This is a genomic window from Streptomyces sp. DG2A-72 (assembly GCF_030499575.1).
In the GTDB taxonomy this organism is placed as follows: Bacteria; Actinomycetota; Actinomycetes; order Streptomycetales; family Streptomycetaceae; genus Streptomyces.
The window spans coordinates 4,288,253-4,308,522 of the sequence record NZ_JASTLC010000001.1 but is presented as its reverse complement, the minus strand read 5'-3'; the positions used below and the strand labels follow the sequence as shown (position 1 = coordinate 4,308,522).

Genomic DNA, 20,270 nt, shown 5'->3' with positions numbered 1-20,270 from the left:
AGACGATGCTGGGCCACAAGGTCTCGAAGAAGATGCACAAGCGCCGCTCCAAGCAACTGGCCAAGGCGAAGGCCAAGCTGGAGAAGGCGGAGGAAGAAGGCCCGCAAGGCTGCCCAGGCCGTGGCCGTCCTGGAGGATCGCGCAGCGTGATGTGCGCCTTATGCGTGCTGTGTATGACAGCAGGGGTCGCTCGGCGGCGCGGCGGAACGCCCCCTGCTCGGGCTGCTAGGGCAGGTCGCGGCGGACCAATGCCTGAGCGAATGGTTCTCCGGTGGCCCGGGCGTAGGCCATCCGCTCGCGCACCTCGCTGAGGGTGCGTGGGCGGTAGCCGGGGCCGCCGCAACAGCTCTTGTGGAAGCGCACACCGGCGTGCAGCAGCACGGAGAGAGTGCGCCAGGCGGCGGTGTCCCGCCTCTTGGGTGCCGCGAAGGCGGAGCCGACGTGGATCAGTGGTTCGGCGCAGCGTGGACAGACCCGGTCGTGGTCGTAGTAGCCGGGGTAGAGCCGCTGCAGGGTCGGGCTCGACAGATTTCCGGCATGCTGCGCAGGCTCTTCAGCAAAGGTGGGGCGGCGAAGGTCGACCGTACTTGCATCTACACGAAGAGTCTGGCGTCGACGACGTGGGTCATCGGTTGCCAGCCGAGACGACGGCCCGCCTCGCGTGCAGCACGACGGACGTCCTTCAGGCCCTCCAAGCGGTCGACCAGCTTCTCGTACCGACACCGGGCCGGCTCATCCTTCGCGGGCATCGCACAGCCCCCCACCTCTGCCCGTGGTGCCCGGCGCTGCCGCGCGGTTGATCCGGCTCATGCCGCCCTGTGTCGGACCGTCCGCTCACGCATCGCTCACGCGCTGTTGGCTGCCGAGCGGCGCCTGGTCAGACCTGCCCGAGGTCGATCTCCACCGGGAACGGGGCCACTACCTTGAGGACGCCGGAGAACACGTCTCCGTCCCTGTGGTCTTCGTCGCTGGGTCGAGAACATAGGGCCATCGTTTCCGATCGGACGCTGTGATCCGACGGCCCGGCCACTGTTACACAGCCTTGGTTTCTTGACGCACGTTCCGACTCCCCTTGAGTGAAACGAGGAGCAGTGCGTACGAGAAACAGCCTGATCAGGCTGGCGCTCACGGCGACGGTCACAGGTGTGCTGGCGGTGGGCGCGCCGGCCGTCGCCCTGGCGGCGGCCACCGGCCCGGCGGCCGTGTCCGCGGGCTCGGCCACCTCCGCCGAGACATCGGTGGAGCCCAGCCAGAACCAGTGGAAGCAACTGAACAAGATCGCCGACACCCATTCCGCGCTCGGCGTCGCGGACTCCGGCACGGTACTGAGGCTGGCCGCCGGCACCTCGGCCGCAGAGAAGACCAAGGTCCAGTCACTGCTGCCGTCGGACACGGTGACGACCGTCCGGACCAGCCAGTTCAGCAAGGGTGCCCTGGACAAGATCCAGAAGACGGTGACGTCCCGCGCGTGGAGCAGCGACGCCGACAAGTACGGCGTGGCCACCTCGTACGACGCCAAGACCGACAAGGTGACGGTGCTGACCGACGCCCCGGCCTCCGTCACGAAGTCGCTGCGCAGCGCCTACCCGGGCGCCGTCGACGTACAGCAGGCCCGCCTCGAACCCCAGACCGGCCGGTTCGCCGATGCCCAGCCGTTCTGGGGCGGAGCCGCGCTGATCGGGACCCTGGGCACCCAGGCCTTCAAGTGCACGGCCGGGTTCGCCGTCAGGCAGCGGGCCACCGGCCACCTCTACATGACGACCGCGGGGCACTGCTTCAGCAATCTGACGCACGTCTACAGCCGCAGGGAGAACGACAGCTTCGGCAACTGGGTCGGACAGGTCACGCGGCGCGACCGCAACATCGACACCGAGCTGCTGTCCGGCAACACGGCCCATCCCTACGACGGCTTCATGTTCACCGGCGGCACGGCCTCCAGCAGGTCGTCGATGTTCGTGCACGGCACCGAGGCGCCCGAACACGGGAGGCGGGTCTGCGTGAGCGGTTCCGTGTCGTTCAACCACTGCGGCCACCCGATCTCCAACACCAGGTACAGCATCTGCTACTCGGGAGGCTCCGACTGCATCAGGGACGGCAAGGGCTTCCTCTACGACCGAGGTGGCACGAACTGGCCGCGCTACGACAACGGGAAGGTCACGAAGGGCGGTGACTCCGGTGCCCCCATCTACACGACGGACGACACCGAGTCCGGGGCCTGGATCGTCGGCGGGCACTCAGGCGTGACGTGGCTGGCCGGTGGTCCCTGCCACTGCTCGACGGAGTACATGGTCGGCGTGAACATCGAGGCCATCAGGCAGGACCTGGGAGTCGAAGTCGTCACCAGGTGACCGTCCGGCACCGGCCCGGAGTACGCCTCCCGGGCACCGGGATGCCGGCCGCCTCCCGAAGCGGCCGGCATCCGCCCGGCATCCCCCGCGCCCCGGAGGCGCATCCCCCTCCCTGTCTGGAGCCACCATGTCCCACCCCCGCAAGCCCGTCCGTCCGAAACAGGACACCGTACCGACGCCGCCCTTCGGCTTCAGGACCGGCCGCTGGCTGGCCGCCGGCGTCCCCTGGTTCGCCCCCTTCACCGCGATCGCGGCGACGATGAGCGTCCTCGCCCTCGTCATCTCGGGCCCGGACCTCACCGACACGGCTGACCAGATCCTGGCTGCCGCCGACTGGACCCAGCCCCACACCTGGGCCGCGCTGCTGCTCAGGCTGGGCGCCAGCGGCCTGAGCTTCCTGCCCGTGGCCGTGGCCGGCCACCTCGCCTACGGCATGGCCGGCAGACCGGCGCTCATTCCCGGCATCCTGGGCGGCATGGCCGCCATGGGCGCCCAGGGCGGCATCCTCGCCGGTCTGCTGGCCGGCCTGGTCGCGGGCGCGGCCACCCTGGCGTTGCAACGGATTCCCGTCCCCTCGGCGCTGCGTGACATCGCCTCGACCGCGCTGGTCCCTCTGCTGGCCTCCCTGGTCACCGCCGCGGTGATCATCGCGTTCGTCGCGGGGCGGCTGACCGCCCTGAGCGGCTGGCTGCACGGGAAACTGGTGTGGCTGGAGTTCCACCACCTCGTTCTGGTCGGCGTGCTTCTCGGCGCGATGGTCTGCTGCGACCTCGGCGGCGCGATCGGCAAGACGGCCATCGCCTTCGGCACCGTGGGCATCAGCGGGCCCGACCCCTCGAAGTTCAACCCGACCGACATGACCATGATGGCCGCCGTGGTCGCGGCCGGCATGGTGCCCACGCTCGGCATGAGCCTTGCCACCCTCGTCCGCGGCAGGGTCTTCACCGGGCCCGAACGGGCCTACGGCAAGGTCGCCTGGCTGTTCGGCGCCGCCTTCATCCCCGAGGGCGCCGTCCCCTTCGCGCTGGCCGACCCGCTGCGGGTGATCCCGGCGGGCATGGCCGGCGGAGCCGTCACCGGCGCCCTGACCATGACCTTCGGTACGACGACCACCGTCCCTTACGGCGGTTTCCTCGCCCTCGGCGAGACGGGCGAGCCGCTGCTCCTCGTCCTCGCCGTCGCCGCGGGCGCCGTCGTCACCGCCGCGACGGCCGTCGCCCTCAAGAGCCTCGGCGGGCAGCCCGCCGCACGCGCCGCGAGCCCCGCGGTCAGGATCCGCCGGAAGGTGTCCGTCGCCGGCTGAGTCCGTACGACCACGAAAGGGCGGCCCCGCTTCGGCGGGGCCGCCCTTTCGTGTCGGCGTACCGCGTCCGTGTAACAGCCGTACGTCTTTTCCGGCGGCCATGTGTGATCCGGCCGCCGGACCACCGAGACGTCCGAAGGGTCTTCTTGGGGTCGCCGGGGCGCCCCGCCCCCGGCGGACATCCGAGAAGAGACCAGGGAACCACCATGTCCTCATCCTCCAGGCGGAGCCTGTCGTCCCGCCTTCGCGACCGTGCGCGCAAGGCCGCCGTCCCGGCCATGCTGCTCAGCATCACCATCGGCGGGGTCGGCGTGTCGGCCACCGCGCACGCCGCCGAGGGCCCCAGCTGCTTCAGCGCTCCGGCCCAGACCTGCCCCGCCCCGGCGCCGGCCCCGGCTCCCCTGCCGCCGCGCGGAGATCAGCCGGCCGGCATCTCCAACCAGCAATGGCGGGGAGCGGCCAGCGCGGCCGAATTCTGGAGCCGCGAGGGCGTCAGCAACATCCAGGGCGACCGGTTCCACCTCGTGGCGCCGGGCGAGCGCGGATACCCCGGACAGGGGTGGCCCGGCAACATCACCCAGGGCGCCCGCGCCTGGTACCACTTCGACACCGGCACCAGCCGGGTGCGGGAACACCACTACATCTACTACGGCGGCCTGTTCCGGGACGGTCGCCACGTTATCCAGGGCCTGGAGGAGCGCCACCACGTCACGCCCAACAACGCGGACGGCTCGCAGGATATCTACCGCGAGTACGACGTCCACGCCTGGAACCACGCCCAAACCGGCATTCGGGGCCGGGAGCGCATCGTCCGCAACACCCGCAACGGCCATGTGTACGCGACGTTCGACCACTACGGCTCCTTCCACTACCTCGGCCGCTGGTAGGAGAACGTCATGAACGAGGGCCCCGAGGTCCGTGGCGGCCGTTGCCGCACCCTCATCGACCTGTTCGCCGTGTGGTCCGAAGCGCTCGGCTTCCCGGACTACTTCGGCCACAACTGGGACGCCTTCGAGGAGTGCCTGTTCAGCGTGGTCGAGTCCGGCCCCGTCACGGTCGTCGTCCACGACGCCGACCAACTCCTCGCGGACGAGGATCCGCGGCAGCTCTCGACCTTCCTGGCGATCGTCGACGCCGTCGGGAAGGAGGGACGCCTCAGCCTGAAGGCCGGTCCGGCAGCCTGAGCACGGCTTCCGCCCCGCCCTCGGGATGGTTGCGGAAGGTCAGGACGGCGCCCAGGAGGCGCACCTGGCCGACCGCGATCGTCAGGCCCAGACCGGTCCCGGCCCCCGGCGCGCTCGTACGGAAGCGCTGGGGGCCGGAGGTGTGCAGGACCGCGAAGAGGTCGGGCGGGAAGCCGGGACCGTGGTCGCGTACGCGGACGACCGGGCCGTCCACCTCGATCTCGACCGGCGGGGCGCCGTGCCGCAGCGCGTTGGAGGCGAGGTTGGAGAGGATCCGCTCGACGCGGCGCGGGTCCGTCGTCACCGTCGCGTCGGCCGGCACCCGCACCTCCACCCGCTCCAGTCCGGCCACCGCCCGCCGGACCATCGCGCTCACCTGCCGCTCCTCCGTCTCCACGGTCGCCACCTGGGCGTCCATGCGGGCCACTTCGAGGACGTCCTCGACCAGCCCGCGCAGGTTCCGCACGGACCGCACGATCAGGTCCGTGGCGGGGCCCGGCGGCAGCAGGCCGACCGCCGTCGACATGCCCGCGACCGGGGTGCGCAGCTCGTGCGCGATGTCCGCGGTCACCCGGCGTTCCGCCTCCAGCCGGGCGCCGAGCGCGTCCGCCATGGTGTCGACGGCGGCGGACAGGCGCGCGATCTCGTCCCGGCCGCCGGGGTGCACCCGGGCGTCGAGATCACCGTTCGCGACGCGTTCGGCGGTGCGGGCCGCGGCGGTCGCCCGGCGCCCCATCCGCACCCCGAGGAACAGGCCCGCCAGGGAGACCAGGACGGTGGCGATCGCGCCCACCGCGCCCAGGGTCCGGTCCAGCGAGGCCAGCGCACGGGCCTCCGGCGCGTAGGACCGCGACACCGTGAGCACCTCACGGTCCGAGACCCGGGTCGCCGCCCACAGCACCGGACGCGCGCCGTCCTGGAGGTAGGTCACCCGGACCCCGCCCCGCACGGCCTCGCCGACCGGTTCCGGCAGACCCGGCGGGTTGATCCGGGCCGGCGAGGTGCGGGCGGCCGCGTAGTCGTATGCGGCGGTCACCAGTTGCCGGTCCAACTCCGAGCGTGCCGTGTCCAGTTGTCTCTCGGAGGTGAGGTGGTGGACCAGGACGCCGACCGCCGCCGCCACCGTCATGGCCGCGGCGGCCACGGCGAGGGCGACCTTCGTACCGACGTTCACGGATCCGGTCCGCCTCACACGCGCAGCTTGTAGCCGAAGCCGCGCACCGTCTCGATCCGCTCCCGGCCGATCTTGGCGCGCAGCCGCTGCACATGGACGTCCACCACCCGGGTGTCGCCGGACCAGGCGTAGTCCCAGACCCGCTCCAGGAGGAGGTCCCGGGTGAACACCGTGCCGGGCGAGGTCGTGAACTCCTTGAGCAGCTTCAGCTCGGTCGTGGTCAGCGACAGGAGTTTGTCGTTCCTGCGCACGGCCAGGGAGACCGGGCAGAAGCGCAGGTCGCCGAAGCGCAGGAGCTCGACCGGCGGTTCCTCCGGCCGCGACGGCGCTGCGACGGGTGCCGCCCGCCGCAGCAGCGAGCGGATCCGGGCGACCAGTACCGGCCCGTCGAACGGCTTGGTCACATAGTCGTCGGCGCCCGCCTCCAGGCCCATCACCACGTCCACCGGGTCGTTGCGCGCCGAGATCAGCAGCACCGGCACGCCGGACTCCTCGCGGATACGCCCGGCCAGGCTCACCCCGTTCAGCCCCGGCAGCATGATGTCGAGCACCGCCACGTCGGGCCGCCGCTCCCGGAACAGGGCGAGCCCGCGCACACCGTCGGCCGCCGTACGGACGCGATAGCCGTGTCCTTCCAGCGTGAGCCGGGTGGCCTCGCGGATCATCTCGTCGTCCTCGACGAGCAGGATGTCGTGCATGCTCCCTCTCACTGTGGGTCGGGCAAGCGCGTCACGGCTTCGGCACGCGCAGGGGGACGCCGCTGACGTCCTCCGCCCAGTCGGGTGCCGGCCGGTGGACGGGGGTGACGCTCGCGTGGCTGTAGTACGCCGCGTACTGCCGCTTCACCAGCCCGCTGAGGACGATCTCGACCTGGTAGCTCCGCGGTTCCTCGTCGGGGCAGCCGGAGCCGCAGGAGAAGTCCATCACGTAGCCGGTCGCGGTGGTCCGGGGCGAACCCCAGTCGCGCCACCGCATCCAGTCCAGCGTCGTGTAGTCGGTCAGGTTCATCAGGTCCGGCCGCTCGTGGGGCTTGGACCCCCAGTCCAGGACGTACACCGGCCCGGTCCACGGGACGCGGGTCGGGGCCGGCCCCTCCACCCGGGCCCCGTCACCGGGCACGCCGCACCCGGTGAGGCAGGCCAGCAGACCCGCGAGCGACGCGCACAGCGCCGATCGTCGAAGAGCCATGCACGTCTCCCCCGTGCTGTCGGTCGTTTCGCCTCAAATAGTGCAGGTCATTTCATGAACGACCGGTTAAATCCATCAGTGATGTCTATAACAGCGGGTTTATGCAACCATGCGCCGGAATCGTGCATCGGCGGCTTTGCCGGAGCACTCTGAGCAGGTGTTCCGGAGGCGATCGTCATGATGCACACCACTGTGGGATGGCACGGAGATCGACGCGGCGTCCGGCCGGACGTCCCACCCGATCCACGTGTGAGCCGCCAGAGGCGGCTAAAGGTCGACCTGCACCGCCCTGACCAGCGCCTGCGCCCGCGGATCCGCCGTCACGGTCTTGCGGAAGCCGTTGGTGACATAGCCGAACGTGACACCGGTCTACGGGTCGGCGAAGCCGAGGGAACCGCCCGGCCCGGGTGTCCTAACGAGCCCGAGGAAGAAACCCCAGGCCAGAGCGGTAACGCGTTGTGCCCCCGGCAGGATTCGAACCTGCGACACCGGCTTTAGGAGAGCCGTGCTCTATCCCCTGAGCTACGAAGGCGAGGATCTCCGCGAGATCCGGCGACTAGCCTAGCGGATTAGGGATCGGCGGTGGACAGGTTCTCGTTTCCGCAGGCCAGAAGGCGCCCCGTGCAGGGCTGGGCCGGCCGAGGCCCGGTGCCGGATGCCCACGCCGGCGCTACCGCCGGCGCCCGCCACCCTGAGGCACCCGCACCCGCACCCGCACCCGCACCCGCACACCCACACCCGCCGACCGCCCCGAATCCGGCGCGCCTCCACCCGGCCCCGGACAACGCCCCCGGCACGCCACTGGGGCCTGTCCGGCGGATCTTGCCGGAGAGGCGGGGCCTTGCATCTGCACGCACCAGGCCCCGCTCACCTGCGCTGATCAGGCACCGCCGCTTTTCCTCCGACCTGATCCGCCGGACAGGCCCTAGCCGACCCGCTGCATGGCCTTCCGATGCCGTTCCGCCATCGCGGATCCGGACTCGCGGCGGGCCATCCTCCGTAGTACGGGCGGTGCGAGGAGCAGCCCGGCGACTGCCCAGGCACCCAGTACCCCAGCTGTCTCCAGGTGCCGCCAGGATTCGCCGAGCTCGGCGGCGACCGCGTCGGCCGGAAGGAGTGCCGAGCGGAGGCCGAGGCCCAGCCAGTAGACGGGGAAGATCTGGCCGACGGTCTGGAGCCACTCGGGCAGCTTTGAGAGGGGGAAGTAGATGCCGGAGATCACGATGAGGCCCATGACCGGAAGCATCAGCAAGCCGATGGTGCGGGGGCTGCCGACGAGGGAGCCGATGACGGCGCCGATGGGCAGGGTTGCCAGGAGGCCCAGCGGTACCACCCACACCAGCGTCAACCACGCCCCGCCGCCCTGCCGGGCAACGTCTTCGACGAGGAACACACCGGCGGCGAGGGCGAGCGCCATGGAGGCGAGGGCCGTACCCGACACCATGATGATCTTGCCGACAAGGTGGCCGACCATGCCGTGAGGAACGGATTTGGCCCGCAGCAGGGTGCCGTCCTCGCGCTCGGTGGCCAGTAGCTGCGCGGTGGTCATCATGCCGGTGAAGGCGAGTGTCATCCCCACCATGCTCGGCAGCATGAACGCGCCGGCCGAGATGCCGGCACCCTTCAGCGGATCGCCCCTGACCAGGAAGAGCGGCACGATGAGCAGGACCGTCCAGAGGACGTATCCGAACACGTCCTGGCCGGTGGTGAAGGTCTGCCGAAGTTCCGTGCAGCCACGCCGCACTCCCGCTCTCGCTGCGTACCACACCGGACTCATCGCGATCCCTCCCCGAAAGCCCGTGCCGCGCGCTCGCCGGAGATGCTTCCCGCCTCCGACTCGCGCACCATCGTCAGGTAGGTGTCCTCCAGGCTCGCCCGGCGCACCTCCAGCCCGCCGATCGCCTCGCCGTGCTCCTCGAACAGCCGGCGGACGAAGGGGGTCGGCTCGGCTGTCGCCTGCTCGTAGGGCTTCCCGTCCCGGGTCCAGCGCACGGTGGCCTCGGCCGATGCCTGCCGGGACAGCTCCTCGGCGGGGCCGTCGGCCACGATGCGGCCACCGGCCAGAATGAGGATCCGGTCGGCGAGCCTCTCCGCCTCGGCAAGATCGTGCGTGGTCAGCAGAACGGTGGTGTTGTCGTCCGCGAGCCCGCGCACCAGGCCGTGGAACTCGTTCCTGGCCTCCGGGTCCAGGCCGGCCGTCGGCTCGTCCAGGAACAGCAGCTCCGGTCGGCCCACAATGCCGATGGCCACGTCGAAACGTCTGCGTTGCCCGCCCGACAGGGTCCCGACCCGTTTGTCCGCCTGTTCGGTGAGCCCCACGGCGGCGATGAGGTCGTCGATGTCCCACGGCCGCCGTACGAGGGCGGTGGAGTACGGCGCGTAGTACGAACCCAGCTGTGCCAGCAGCTCCCGCACCCGCCACTTGCCGTGGTCGCGCCAGGACTGCAACACGATGCCCAGGCGTGCACGCCACCGCTCGTCCCCGCGAGCCGGATCGGTGCCGAGGACGGTCACGTCACCGGCCGAGCGCATCCGGAAGCCTTCCAGGATCTCGATCGTGGTCGTCTTGCCCGCGCCGTTCGGGCCGAGCAGTACGACGACTTCCCCTCGACGGGCCGTGAAGCCGACCCCCTTCAGTACGTCCTGGCTGCGGTAGCGCATCCGCAGATCGCGTACGTCGATGACCGTGTCGCTCTCCGGCGGTGGACTGCTCCCAGCCCCGGACAGGGCGTGAGCGGTCGTCATAGGTGTTCCCCCGTCAGTCTTCTCGTGGTCGTCCTCTGGGATCAGGGGCCGGAGGCCGCGCCGATGTCCGCGGTGGTCATGCCGCGATCGTCTGCGGCCGGTCGTGGCCGCCTCGCAGCGACTGTCCGGGCCCTACCCGGGCGAACACATTACCTAACGTGTACCTACGTGCCGATACAGCGCGTCCCCTTCGCCCGAAGTCGGCGACCTCGTCGACGTTGTCCTTGGTGATGAAGGCCGGTCCGTTGAGGACGGGTGCGGTGCCGCCGCCGCTGAAGTTGCCGTTGGTCCGGTAGAGCCAGAGGGCGTCGACGGAGAGGTGGCCCTGAAGGTAGGGCTGTTGGTCGACGGCGAATTCCGCGACCTTGGCCTCGGTGCCCGCGTCGGACACGGTCTGCACGGCGGTGAGGGCGATCGGGCGCCGAGGGTGACCACCTGCCGCGCCCTCCTCCTCGGACTTCTTGCCGCCCGAGTGTGGCGGCTCGTCGGTGTCTGCGCATGTCCTGGTGTCTGCGCAGGTCCCATGAACCTCGCAGTGCGGCCCGGGGTGCTAGAGCGCTTTATTGGCGCGCTCTAGTCCCAAGTGCCACGTACTACGAGGCCGCCTCCGAGGGCTGTCAATGGATATGTCAGGACGTCTCTGCAAGGCCGGAAGGGGAGCGAGTGGCGTGCGCGTCTCTCACGCCACCGACACCCGCGTGAACCTCCCCGCCACATGCAGGTCCGACTCGATGCCCGCCGCCGTCGCCCTCAGCTCGGGCAGGATGTCGTGGACGCATTCGTCGGCCGTGTGCCGGGCCGCGTGCATCGCGACGTTCACCGCGGCCACCACCCGGCCCGTGCGGTCACGAACCGGCACCGCGATGGAGCGGAGGCCCTCCTCCAGCTCCTCGTCGACCAGGGCGTAGCCCTGCGCTCGGACATCCTCCAGGATCGCGGAGAGCACCGAGGGGTCCGTGACCGTGCGCGGGGTCAGCGCCTTCAACTCGCCCGGTGCGCGCGCCGCTTCAGGTACGCCGGCGAGCATCACCCGCCCCATCGAGGTCGCGTACGCCGGCAGCCGCGTCCCCACCGTGATGTTGACGCTCATCACCCGGATCGTGGCCACCCTGGCCGTGTACTGGATCTCCTCGCCCGACGGCGACAGGACGGCCAGTGACGCCGACTCGTGGACCCGGGTGGAGAGGTCGGCGAGGTGCGGGGTCGCGATCTGGGAGAGGGTCGTGCGGGAGAGCGGCGGGAAGCCCAGGGAGAGGACCCTCGAGGTGAGTGTGAACGTGCGGTGCGGACCCGGCCGTACCAGCCCCAGATGCTCGTATGTGATCAGCGCCCGGCGGGCCGTCGCCCGGGCCAGGCCCGTCGCCTTCGCGACCTCCGTCAGGGTCAGTTCCGCGCGGCCCTCGCCGAAGGCCGTCAGGACGGTCAGGCCGCGGGCCAGGGATTCCACGAACTCCCTCCCCAGCTCCTGCTTCGACGCCCCCGTCCAGGTCGCAAGGCCCGACGGCGGCGGAGCCGGCTCCGGCGGCGGGGACTCGCGCAGCTCGCGTTCCATGTCCGTCACCGCCGCCCGTAGCCGGGGCAGAAGCGTGTCGCGCAGGCCGGCGGCGGTGTGGCGGCTGGTGTGGCTCACCACGCTTGCCACACAGGCGACTTGGCCGGTTCGGGGATCGCGTACGGGTACGGCCACCGCGACCAGGCCCGGCTCGATCAGCTGGTCGTCCAGCGCCCAGCCGTCCGCCGCCGCCTGTGCCGCCCGGTGCTCGAACTCCTCGTCGGGGCGGGTGTGTTCGCGTGGCGGTACGGCGGGAAAGGCCCGGTCCTGCGGGTCCGCCGCCCGGCGTGCGCGCCAGCGCGCCCAGTCGTCGTCGCTCCACTCGGCGGCGAACAGCGGTCCTGGCGCGGTGCGTTCGGCCGGGAGGAGGTCGCCGATGCGGAAGCTGAGGGACATCGCGCGGCGGCGGGTGGCCTGGTGGATGAAGCGGATGCCGTCGCGGTCGCCCACCGCGAGTGACACCGACTCGTCGAGTTCGTCGGCGAGTTGGTCGGCGCGGGCGGCCAGCAGCGCCGGCAGGCGCAGGGCGGACAGGTAGGCGTTGCCCAGTTCCATCAGGCGGGGGGTGAGGACCGCGTCCCGGCCGTCGAGGCGGACGTACCCCATGCGCGCGAGCGTCGAGGTGATCCGGTCGATGGTGGAGCGGGCGAGTCCGGTGGCCCGTTCCAGGCCGCTCGGGCTCAGCGTGCCGCCCGCCTCGGTCAGGTGCCGCAGCACGGCGATCCCGCGCATCAGCGGGGTGACCGCCTCGGCCGGTACGGCGGCGGGCTGGCCGGTCGCCCCGAGGGCGGCGGTCGTGGTGTTCGCGGGCATCGGTTCTCCGGTACGGCGGTCGCGGCAGGCCTACGGTAATCCGCGCCCGTTTCTTCCAGCCCCGCGCGCGTTTCCTTTCCCCAAGCCTTGCGCGCGCTTCCTTTCCTCGAGCGCTGCGCGCGCTTCCTTCACTTCCGCGTCGGCCGCGGGCCCCGTGTCACCCGCACCCGGTGCTCCCCGCCGGGATCCGCTTCCGTCACCGCGATCCGGATGCCGTGCCGGGGGTCCCGGAAGTCCTCGCCCTGCGTGAAGGGCGCGTCGGACAGTTCCGCGTGGACGTTCGGGCTGCGGGTGCAGCCGCCGCTGTCCCGGCGTGAGTCGTACACCGTCACCGGTCCCCGGCCGGTGTCCACTGTCGCGTCGACTTTGTAGATCAGGACGCCGGGGCGGCAGACCGCCTCGTCGTTGCCGCCGCGGGTGCGCAGCTCGACCGCGTAGCCGGTGCGGGCGTCGACCGGGACGAAGACCAGCTTGGGGCCGCCCGCGCGGGACAAGGGGGTGAGCGCGTGGTCGCTGGTGCCGGTGTCGGCCGCGCAGCTGACCTGGGTGGCGTCCAGCCAGCCCAGTTTCCATTTGTGCCAGCCGAGGAAGTCGTTGTTGGCGCCCCAGTCCTCGCTCATGATGTCCCAGTGGCCGACGGCGGCCCCGCCTTCCTGGGTGTAGAGGTCGGGCAGGCCGAAGACATGGCCGTTCTCGTGGGGCAGGACGCGGTAGCCGGTCTTGCCGTAGGTGCCGGAGCCGTCGTCCTGGCGGGAGTAGACGAAGGACGCGTTGGCCACCGGCCTGCCGTCCGCGACCGGTGCCTCGGTGTTGCCGGCGAAGGTCACGGACAGGACGGTGTCCAGGGCGGAGGGGCCGGCGTTCGGGGTGATCAGCACGTTCAGGAAGTCGTACGACGTGAAGTCGATCTTGGGATCGGCGGCGGCGACGAGGTCCTGGACCAGGTCGCGGTAGCCGGGGGCGAAGGGGGCGCCGCGTTCTATGCCGTACGCCCGGAACGGCTTCGGCATGCGCAGCCACTGGCGTACGGGCGTCTCGGGGCGGTAGTGCAGGCGGCCGTAGGAACTGGTCCGGAACCATTCCTGGGTCTGCGGGAAGAACTCGGCGTAGCGGTCGAGGGCGGTGCCCTGGCCGGGGGCGTCGGAGAAGTCGATCATGAGGGTGAGGGCGCGGACGGTGCCGGTGGAGCGGGAGTAGCCGCGGGGGGTGGGGACGCCCTCCGACATCTGGACCTGGGGGCCGCCGGTGATCATGCAGGGGCCGTGGGCGGCGGAGCGGGCCAGGGCGATCGAGCCGGCGCCGGCCGTCGTGGAGGTCGCCGCCAGGTGCCCCGTACCGGCCGAGTTGCTGACCGCGAAGGTCAGGGCGGTCACGGACGCGAGGGCGGCCAGGCGGCGCGGGCGTATCCGACGGGTGGCGGTCGGCTGCGGCATGCACGGCCCCCTTCGCTCCGGGCAGCCGCAGGTCATGGGCTGCGCCCTTTCGATCACCCTGGGGCGGGGGGTGGGGCGGGCGCGCGCTGGAGGGGCCGAACGTGCGTTTCCCGCCAGTAGAGGTGTGACTCAGGTCACAGGAAATCTCTTCGAATACGGGAAACAAACGGGGACTGGTTCCCCGTTTAGACCTGTGTCCGCGCGAAACGGGGAGAGCTTCCCCGGATCGCACCAGAGCCAGTCGAGGAGTACGCCGTGCAGACCGCGACCCCCGTGCAGAAGAAGGTGACCCGGCCGCGCGCCGACGCCCTGCGCAACCGGGAGCGGATCGTCACCGCCGCCCGCGAGATGTTCACCGAGTTCGGCGCCGAGGTGCCGCTCGATGAGATCGCCCGCCGGGCCGGCGTCGGCAATGCCACGGTGTACCGCAACTTCCCCGACCGCGAAGCGCTGGTCCGCGAGGTCGTCTGCTCGGTCATGGACCGAACGGCCGAGGCCGCGCACCAGGCGCTGGCGGAGACCGGGGACGCCTTCGAGGCGCTGGAGCGCTTTGTGCACGCCGCCGCCGACGAGCGGATCAGCGCGCTGTGCCCGATGGTCGCCAGCACCTTCGACCGGCACCACCCCGACCTGGAGGCGGCGCGGGAACGGGTCGAGCAGCTCATCGAAGAGGTCATGGAGCGTGCCCAGAAGGCGGGCCAGCTCCGCTCCGATGTGGCCGTCGGCGACGTGATGCTCGCCGTGGCCCAGCTCAGCCGGCCCCCGGCCGGTGTCGGCTGTATGAGCCTCGACCGCTTCGTCCACCGGCACCTGCAGCTCTTCCTGGACGGACTGCGGGCCCCGGCCCGCTCGGTCCTGCCGGGGGTGGCCTCAACGATGGAGGACCTGCGGAGCCAAGCCTGACCGATTAGTTCAGAGCGCCACGCCAGTCAGTCACGACACACAGCTTCCGGCCGTCAGTGACGACGAGCCGTTCCCTTGCCCAGTCGTTCCCTTACCTCACCTACCTCACCGTTTTTCCGTCCCGAAGTCCCGAAGTGGGTACCTCCATGTCTGAAACAGCCTCAAAGGCTCCCGGCGCCCCGGCCTCGTCCGGCGACGCCAACCGCTGGAAAGCGCTCGTCTTCATAGCGCTCGCCCAGCTGATGGTCGTGCTCGACGCGACCATCGTGAACATCGCGCTGCCCTCCGCCCAGCAGGACCTGGGCATATCCGACGGCAACCGGCAGTGGGTCGTCACGGCCTACGCCCTCGCCTTCGGCGGACTGCTGCTGTTCGGCGGCCGGGTCGCCGACCTGTGGGGCCGGAAGCGCGCCTTCGTGGTCGGCCTGATCGGCTTCGCCGGGGCCTCCGCGCTCGGCGGTGCGGCCACCAACGAGGCCATGATGTTCGGCGCCCGTGCCCTTCAGGGCGTGTTCGGCGCACTGCTCGCGCCCGCCGCGCTCTCCCTGCTCGCCGTGATGTTCACGGACGCCAAGGAGCGCGCCAAGGCGTTCGGCATCTACGGCGCGATCGCCGGTGGTGGCGGTGCCGTGGGCTTCATCCTCGGTGGTGTGCTGACCGAGTACATGGACTGGCGCTGGACGTTCTTCGTGAACATCCCGTTCGCGATCGTGGCCGCGCTCGGCGCGTACTTCGTCATCCGTGAGCCGGAGGGCGGCCGCAACCGCAACCCGCTCGACATCCCCGGCGTCCTGCTCTCCACCCTCGGCCTGGTCGCGCTGGTCTACGGCTTCACCCGCGCCGAGTCCGACGGCTGGGGCGACTCGGTGACCGTCGGCATGTTCGTCGCGTCGGTGGTGCTGCTGATCGCGTTCGTCATCACCGAGGCCAAGGTCAAGGCCCCGCTGCTGCCGCTGCGCGTCATCACCGACCGCAACCGCGGCGGGATCTACCTCTCGCTCGGCATCGCGATCATCGCGATGTTCGGCACGTTCCTGTTCCTCACCTACTACCTGCAGATCGTGAAGGGCTACACGCCGATCAAGACCGGCTTCGCCTTCATGCCGATGATCGTCGGCATGATGGTCGGCTCGACCCAGATCGGTACCCGTCTGATGACCCGCGTCCCGGCGCGGATGCTGATGGGCCCCGGCTTCCTGGTCGCCGCGATCGGCATGCTCCTGATGACCCAGCTGGAGATCGGTTCGTCGTACGCCTCGATCATCCTGCCGGCGATGCTCCTGCTCGGTCTCGGCATGGGTACGGCCTTCATGCCGGCCATGTCCCTGGCCACCCTGGGCGTCGAGCCCCGGGACTCCGGTGTCGCCTCCGCGATGGTCAACACCTCGCAGCAGGTGGGCGGCGCGATCGGTACGGCCCTGCTGAACACGATCGCCGCGTCGGCCACGACCACCTACATCGCGGACCACATCGGCTCCGCGACCTCCAGCTCCCAGCAGCGGCTGGTCCAGCTCCAGGGCCAGGTGCACGGCTACACCAACGCGATCTGGTTCGCCGTCGGCATGCTGGTGCTCGCCGCGGTCCTCGTCATGGTCCTCGTCAACGCCGGGAAGCCCGACACCTCTGCGGTGGCCGGATCGGCCGAAGGCGTCGAGGATGAGGTGGCGGTACCCGTCGTCGCCCACTGAGCCGACGACACCCCTTCGGGACCGACTCGTACGTACGGGGGAGGGGACGCTCTCGTACGTACGACTCCCAGGACCTGCCCCCGACTCCGCGCACCGGAGCCGGGGGCAGGTCCGCACCCTTTTATGTCAACGCCCCTTGTGGCAGCGCCCCGAAGGGGCGCGGGGAACTGCGCGACCAGCCACGACGGCGCCGCAGACAATCGCCTACAGATCGCGGCACTTCCAGCGGAGCGTCACCGCAGCCAGGGCAGATCCGCGCCCGCCTCGCTCGGCTGGAGCCCCTCCGCGATGATCTGCATGATCTCGCCGAGGGACTTCTGCTGGTCGGGGGTGAGCCGGTCGAACAAGGCCTGGCGTACGGCCTCGACATGGCCGGGCGCGGTGCGGCGCAGCACCTCCGCGCCCTCCTCCGTCAGCACCGCGAACTGGCCCCGCTTGTCGGATGGGCAGTCCTCACGCCGTACCCACCCGTTCTTCTCCAGGCGCGCGATGGCGTGGGAGAGCCGGGACCGGGTGATCTTCGCGTGCATGGCCAGCTCGGTCATTCTCAGCCGGCGGCCGGGGGACTCGGCAAGGGCGACCAGAAGGCCGTAGTAGATGTGCGGCATGCCCGCGTCACGCTGGAGCTGGCGGTCCAGGTGGTCCTCGAGGAGCGTGCTGGCGTGCAGGTAGAAGCGCCAGGTGCGCTGCTCGTCGGCGGTGAGCCAGCGGGGCTCCTCGGCTGTGGACGCTTCTTCGGAGGATGCGGGTGCCGTGTTCATGTACTCCACTGTACGAGGGCCCTCCTTGAAGGTTAAACAAACGATGCGTAGGATTCAGAAGGGGTGTTTTAGAGTTCAAGCAACAGCTTCAAGCAATAGCTTCGAGCACCAGTTCCCCGGAGGGAGTCGCCGTCATGTCCGCCGCCACTCAGGAGCGCATGCCCGCCCTGTATCTCAGCCACGGCGCCCCACCACTCGCGGACGACCCGATCTGGCCCGGCGAACTCGCCGCCTGGTCCGCCGACCTGCCGCGCCCCAAGGCGATCCTGATGGTCTCCGCCCACTGGGAAGAGGCCCCGCTCGCCCTCGGCGCCACCGAGCCGGTCCCGCTCGTCTACGACTTCTGGGGCTTCCCCGAGCACTACTACCAGGTGCGGTACGACGCCCCGGGCGCCCCCGAACTCGCCGAGTCCGTACGGAAGTTGCTGCGGGCGCCGGGCACGCCCGTGCAGGACGTCCCGGACCGCGGCCTCGACCACGGCGCCTATGTCCCGCTGGTGGAGATGTTCCCCGAGGCCGACATCCCGGTCCTGCAGGTCTCCATGCCGACCCTCGACCCGGTCCGGCTCATGGAGATCGGCCGCAAGCTCGCGCCGCTGCGCGACGAGGGCGTACTGATCGTCGGTTCCGGCTTCTTCACCCACAACCTGGCCGCGCTGCGGCACACGGGCGGGGGAGTGCCGCGCTGGTCGTCCGAGTTCGACGACTGGGGCCGGAGCGCGCTGGAGTCCCGTGACGTGGACTCCCTGCTGGACTTCCTGAACAAGGCCCCGGCCGGCCGCTACGCCCATCCGCGCACCGAGCACTTCGCCCCGCTGTTCGTGACGCTGGGCGCGGCGGACGCGGCCGGTGAGCTGGACGCGCAGAAGTCGGTGATCGACGGGTTCTGGATGGGAATGGCGAAGCGGTCCGTTCAGTTCGGGTGACCTCGGTTCGAGCGGCCTACAGATCCTTCTCGTACCAGGCGACGTCCCAGTAGCGGCCGAACTTCCGGCCCACCTCCCGGTACGTGCCGACGTAGCGGAATCCGAAGCGTTCATGCAGCCGCGTGGACGCTTCGTTGGGCTGGGCGATGCCCGCGTAGGCCCGGTGCAGGTCCTCGTCGGCCAGCGCCTCGAAGAGGGCCTTGTAGAGGAGCGTGCCGATGCCGCGGCGGCCCGCGCCGGGGGCGACGTACACCGTGACCTCGACGGAGGTCGCGTAGGCGGGCTTCGCGCGGTAAGGGCTGGATGTGGCGTAGCCCAGAATTTCCTGTGAGTCCACCTCCGTGGCAACCATCAGCCGGTACGGGCCGTCTTCAGGGTGGGAGAGCAGCCAAGGGCGGCGCTCTTCCGGAACGAAGGCGGCCGTGTCAAATGTGATGGGCGTCTCACGTACATAGTGGTTGTAGAGATCGGTGAGGGCTTCGAGGTCGCTCTCGACTCCCGGCCTGACCTGCACCTCTGTACGCTCCGACGACATCACGCCTCCTATGTGGCGGCACAGGGTACTGCATGATCAGAAAAATAGAGGGGCGGGTTGGGAATTCTGTCCTGATTCCAGTCGTTGTTTCCATCGGATGCAGGGCACCCGAGGAGTGAACAGAAGAGCCACCCGAGGCGTAGAACCGGGCATCCGAAGGACCACCCGCTGACCTCACCATCGCAAGGGAGCACGCATGGCAACCGGTGCCGTCGCCCGTCGTCAGTCCGCCAAGGGCGGGACCGACGCGGCACGCAGTGTTCGCGCCCACGGCGGCGAGATCGCTGACCGCGACCTGGTCGGCATGTACCTCGACGAGATCGCGCGCACACCGCTGCTCGACGCCGCCAAGGAGGTCGAGCTGTCTCAGACCATCGAGGCGGGTGTGTTCGCGCGACAGGTCCTCGCCGGCGAGGCGGAGTCCCAGGTGGACGCCGCCCGCGAGGAGCTCGAGGCACTGGTCGCCGAGGGTGAGCGGGCCAAGGACGTCTTCATCCGCTCCAACCTCCGCCTGGTCGTTGCCGTGGCCCGCCGCTACCCCCGCAGCGGCCTGCCCCTGCTGGACCTCATCCAGGAGGGCAACGCCGGTCTGGTGCGCGCGGTGGAGAAGTTCGACTACCGCAAGGGCTTCAAGTTCTCGACGTACGCGACCTGGTGGATCCGCCAGGCCATCACCCGCTCGATAGCCGACCAGTCCCGCACCATCCGGCTGCCCGTCCACCTGGTGGAGGAGCTGGGCCGGATCCGCCGCATCCAGCGCGAGTTCAACCGGGAGAACGGCCGCGAGCCGGAGCCCGCCGAGATCGCCGCCGAGCTCGACTCGACGCCGGAGCGCGTGACGGACGTCCTGGACTGGGCCCGCGACCCGGTCTCGCTCAACATGTCGGTGGACGACGACGGCGACACCCAGTTCGGCGACCTGCTCGAGGACACCTCCGCGGTCTCGCCCGAGCAGTCGGTGCTGACGCTGCTGCGCAGCGAGGGACTGGAAGAGCTGATCAGCCGCCTCGACCAGCGCACCGCCTCGATCATCAAGATGCGGTACGGCATCGAGGACGGCCGGGAGCGCACGCTGACGGAGGTCGGCAAGGAGCACGGTCTCACGCGTGAGCGGATCCGGCAGATCGAGAAGCACGCCCTGCTGGAGCTGAAGAAGCTGGCCCGGGACACCGGGTTCGACGCGGCAGCGTAAGAGACCTGTAAGAGAGCTGCAGGACAGACTGTTTCGGTCCGGCGCGCGTGGGACGCTGCGTGCGCTGGGCGGCGTACGGCCTCCGGAGGCGCGTGCGCTGGTGGCGAAAGACCGCGCAAACATGGCGTGTTTAACGCCGCTTCAACCCGCGGGGTCGCGGGAACAAGACCAGCGACCCCCTTTGAACCAAGTCCCGACGCCCTCCCCCCGGCGCCGGGACTCTCCCCGAGCCGGGTTCCGGTGCCCTTCCCCCCGGGCGCCGGGGCCCGGCTCTGCCTGTGGCGTGTGCCCGGCATGCCGTTCGGCGGGCCACCCCGTACCTGAACCACGGGGCGGCCCGCCGAACGGCAGATTGTGTCACATGGGCATAGCGTCTCTGACTGGATCAGTGACCCTGAGTGTTGCGCAGGGTGTGAGCCAATCGCCTTCGTGCCCTGGTGCTGAACGGCAAGAGCCGTCAGCCCGCGTGGCACGTCCCTCCGGACGCTGGTCGGTCAGGGCGCAGGCCCTGACCGAGGAGAGTGC

The 20,270-nt window shown here is 70.4% G+C and carries 20 protein-coding genes, 1 tRNA gene and 2 pseudogenes; 8 read left to right on the top strand and 15 right to left on the bottom strand.

From position 1 onward, the window contains the following. Positions 1-225: 225 nt before the first annotated feature. Both QQY66_RS20270 and QQY66_RS20265 read right to left on the bottom strand, forming a co-directional pair. Positions 226-528, bottom strand: a complete 303-nt coding sequence (locus QQY66_RS20270) for a deoxyxylulose-5-phosphate synthase (RefSeq protein ID WP_301987428.1) — start codon at positions 526-528, stop codon at positions 226-228. Positions 529-593: 65 nt separating this feature from the next. Then, positions 594-749, bottom strand: a complete 156-nt coding sequence (locus QQY66_RS20265) for a hypothetical protein (RefSeq protein ID WP_301987771.1) — start codon at positions 747-749, stop codon at positions 594-596. Positions 750-1,091: 342 nt separating this feature from the next. Here QQY66_RS20265 and QQY66_RS20260 point away from each other — a divergent pair, with 342 nt between their 5' ends. The 4 genes from QQY66_RS20260 (at position 1,092) to QQY66_RS20245 (ending at position 4,835) form a co-directional block, all read left to right on the top strand. Next, positions 1,092-2,348, top strand: coding sequence for a hypothetical protein (locus QQY66_RS20260; protein ID WP_301981753.1), 1,257 nt, complete (start codon positions 1,092-1,094; stop codon positions 2,346-2,348). A 127-nt stretch (positions 2,349-2,475) separates the two neighbouring features. Then, complete coding sequence (locus tag QQY66_RS20255; RefSeq protein WP_301981752.1) at positions 2,476-3,651, top strand: fructose-specific PTS transporter subunit EIIC; 1,176 nt, start codon at positions 2,476-2,478, stop codon at positions 3,649-3,651. Between the two features lie 206 nt (positions 3,652-3,857). Beyond that, entirely contained in the window at positions 3,858-4,538 is a 681-nt protein-coding gene (locus QQY66_RS20250) for a ribonuclease domain-containing protein (protein ID WP_301981751.1), read from the top strand. 9 nt (positions 4,539-4,547) lie between these two features. Next, positions 4,548-4,835 carry a barstar family protein gene (locus QQY66_RS20245; protein ID WP_301981750.1) on the top strand — a complete coding sequence of 96 codons (288 nt, stop codon included), beginning with the start codon at positions 4,548-4,550 and terminating at the stop codon, positions 4,833-4,835. On the opposite strand, the gene QQY66_RS20240 is transcribed toward QQY66_RS20245, so the two are convergent. The 11 genes and pseudogenes from QQY66_RS20240 to QQY66_RS20190 form a co-directional block, all read right to left on the bottom strand. Beyond that, positions 4,807-6,009, bottom strand: coding sequence for a HAMP domain-containing sensor histidine kinase (locus QQY66_RS20240; RefSeq protein WP_301981749.1), 1,203 nt, complete (start codon positions 6,007-6,009; stop codon positions 4,807-4,809). The genes QQY66_RS20245 and QQY66_RS20240 overlap by 29 nt on opposite strands. Before the next feature lie 14 nt (positions 6,010-6,023). Continuing rightward, on the bottom strand, positions 6,024-6,707 hold the full coding sequence (gene cseB, locus QQY66_RS20235) for a two-component system response regulator CseB (RefSeq protein ID WP_301981748.1): 684 nt from the start codon (positions 6,705-6,707) through the stop codon (positions 6,024-6,026). Between the two features lie 31 nt (positions 6,708-6,738). Then, positions 6,739-7,197: a hypothetical protein gene (locus tag QQY66_RS20230; protein ID WP_301981747.1), complete on the bottom strand. Its 459-nt coding sequence runs from the start codon at positions 7,195-7,197 to the stop codon at positions 6,739-6,741. Positions 7,198-7,244: 47 nt separating this feature from the next. After that, on the bottom strand, positions 7,245-7,376 hold the full coding sequence (locus QQY66_RS20225; protein ID WP_301981746.1) for a hypothetical protein: 132 nt from the start codon (positions 7,374-7,376) through the stop codon (positions 7,245-7,247). Positions 7,377-7,464: 88 nt separating this feature from the next. Next, positions 7,465-7,605, bottom strand: a pseudogene (locus tag QQY66_RS20220) (esterase); the annotation flags it as partial. A gap of 51 nt (positions 7,606-7,656) precedes the next feature. After that, positions 7,657-7,729, bottom strand: a tRNA-Arg gene (locus QQY66_RS20215). A gap of 393 nt (positions 7,730-8,122) precedes the next feature. Further along, on the bottom strand, positions 8,123-8,974 hold the full coding sequence (locus QQY66_RS20210) for an ABC transporter permease (RefSeq protein WP_301981745.1): 852 nt from the start codon (positions 8,972-8,974) through the stop codon (positions 8,123-8,125). Continuing rightward, positions 8,971-9,942 carry an ABC transporter ATP-binding protein gene (locus QQY66_RS20205; protein WP_301981744.1) on the bottom strand — a complete coding sequence of 324 codons (972 nt, stop codon included), beginning with the start codon at positions 9,940-9,942 and terminating at the stop codon, positions 8,971-8,973. The genes QQY66_RS20210 and QQY66_RS20205 overlap by 4 nt, the downstream gene beginning before the upstream one ends. Positions 9,943-10,138: 196 nt before the next feature. Beyond that, positions 10,139-10,380, bottom strand: a pseudogene (locus QQY66_RS20200) (sugar ABC transporter substrate-binding protein); the annotation flags it as partial. 241 nt (positions 10,381-10,621) lie between these two features. Continuing rightward, positions 10,622-12,307 (bottom strand): IclR family transcriptional regulator C-terminal domain-containing protein, encoded by a 1,686-nt coding sequence (locus tag QQY66_RS20195; RefSeq protein WP_301981743.1) that lies wholly within the window; start codon positions 12,305-12,307, stop codon positions 10,622-10,624. 128 nt (positions 12,308-12,435) lie between these two features. Next, complete coding sequence (locus tag QQY66_RS20190; protein ID WP_301981742.1) at positions 12,436-13,740, bottom strand: M6 family metalloprotease domain-containing protein; 1,305 nt, start codon at positions 13,738-13,740, stop codon at positions 12,436-12,438. A 255-nt stretch (positions 13,741-13,995) separates the two neighbouring features. Between QQY66_RS20190 and QQY66_RS20185 the strand changes: the two genes are divergently transcribed. Then, on the top strand, positions 13,996-14,643 hold the full coding sequence (locus QQY66_RS20185) for a TetR/AcrR family transcriptional regulator (protein ID WP_301981741.1): 648 nt from the start codon (positions 13,996-13,998) through the stop codon (positions 14,641-14,643). A gap of 146 nt (positions 14,644-14,789) precedes the next feature. Beyond that, a complete protein-coding gene (locus QQY66_RS20180) occupies positions 14,790-16,331 on the top strand; it encodes an MFS transporter (RefSeq protein WP_301981740.1) in 1,542 nt (513 codons plus the stop codon). 233 nt (positions 16,332-16,564) lie between these two features. Here QQY66_RS20180 and QQY66_RS20175 read toward each other — a convergent pair whose 3' ends face one another. After that, positions 16,565-17,092, bottom strand: a complete 528-nt coding sequence (locus QQY66_RS20175; protein ID WP_301981739.1) for a MarR family winged helix-turn-helix transcriptional regulator — start codon at positions 17,090-17,092, stop codon at positions 16,565-16,567. 134 nt (positions 17,093-17,226) lie between these two features. On the opposite strand from QQY66_RS20175, the gene QQY66_RS20170 reads away from it, so the two are divergent. After that, positions 17,227-18,018 carry a dioxygenase gene (locus tag QQY66_RS20170; RefSeq protein ID WP_301981738.1) on the top strand — a complete coding sequence of 264 codons (792 nt, stop codon included), beginning with the start codon at positions 17,227-17,229 and terminating at the stop codon, positions 18,016-18,018. Positions 18,019-18,034: 16 nt separating this feature from the next. Here the strand turns inward: QQY66_RS20170 and QQY66_RS20165 are convergent, their stop codons facing one another. Then, positions 18,035-18,553 carry a GNAT family N-acetyltransferase gene (locus QQY66_RS20165; RefSeq protein WP_301981737.1) on the bottom strand — a complete coding sequence of 173 codons (519 nt, stop codon included), beginning with the start codon at positions 18,551-18,553 and terminating at the stop codon, positions 18,035-18,037. 196 nt (positions 18,554-18,749) lie between these two features. On the opposite strand from QQY66_RS20165, the gene QQY66_RS20160 reads away from it, so the two are divergent. Next, the gene (locus tag QQY66_RS20160; protein ID WP_301981736.1) at positions 18,750-19,745 is read left to right on the top strand and encodes an RNA polymerase sigma factor RpoD/SigA; all 996 of its coding nucleotides are present in this window, start codon (positions 18,750-18,752) and stop codon (positions 19,743-19,745) included. Positions 19,746-20,270 lie beyond the last annotated feature (525 nt).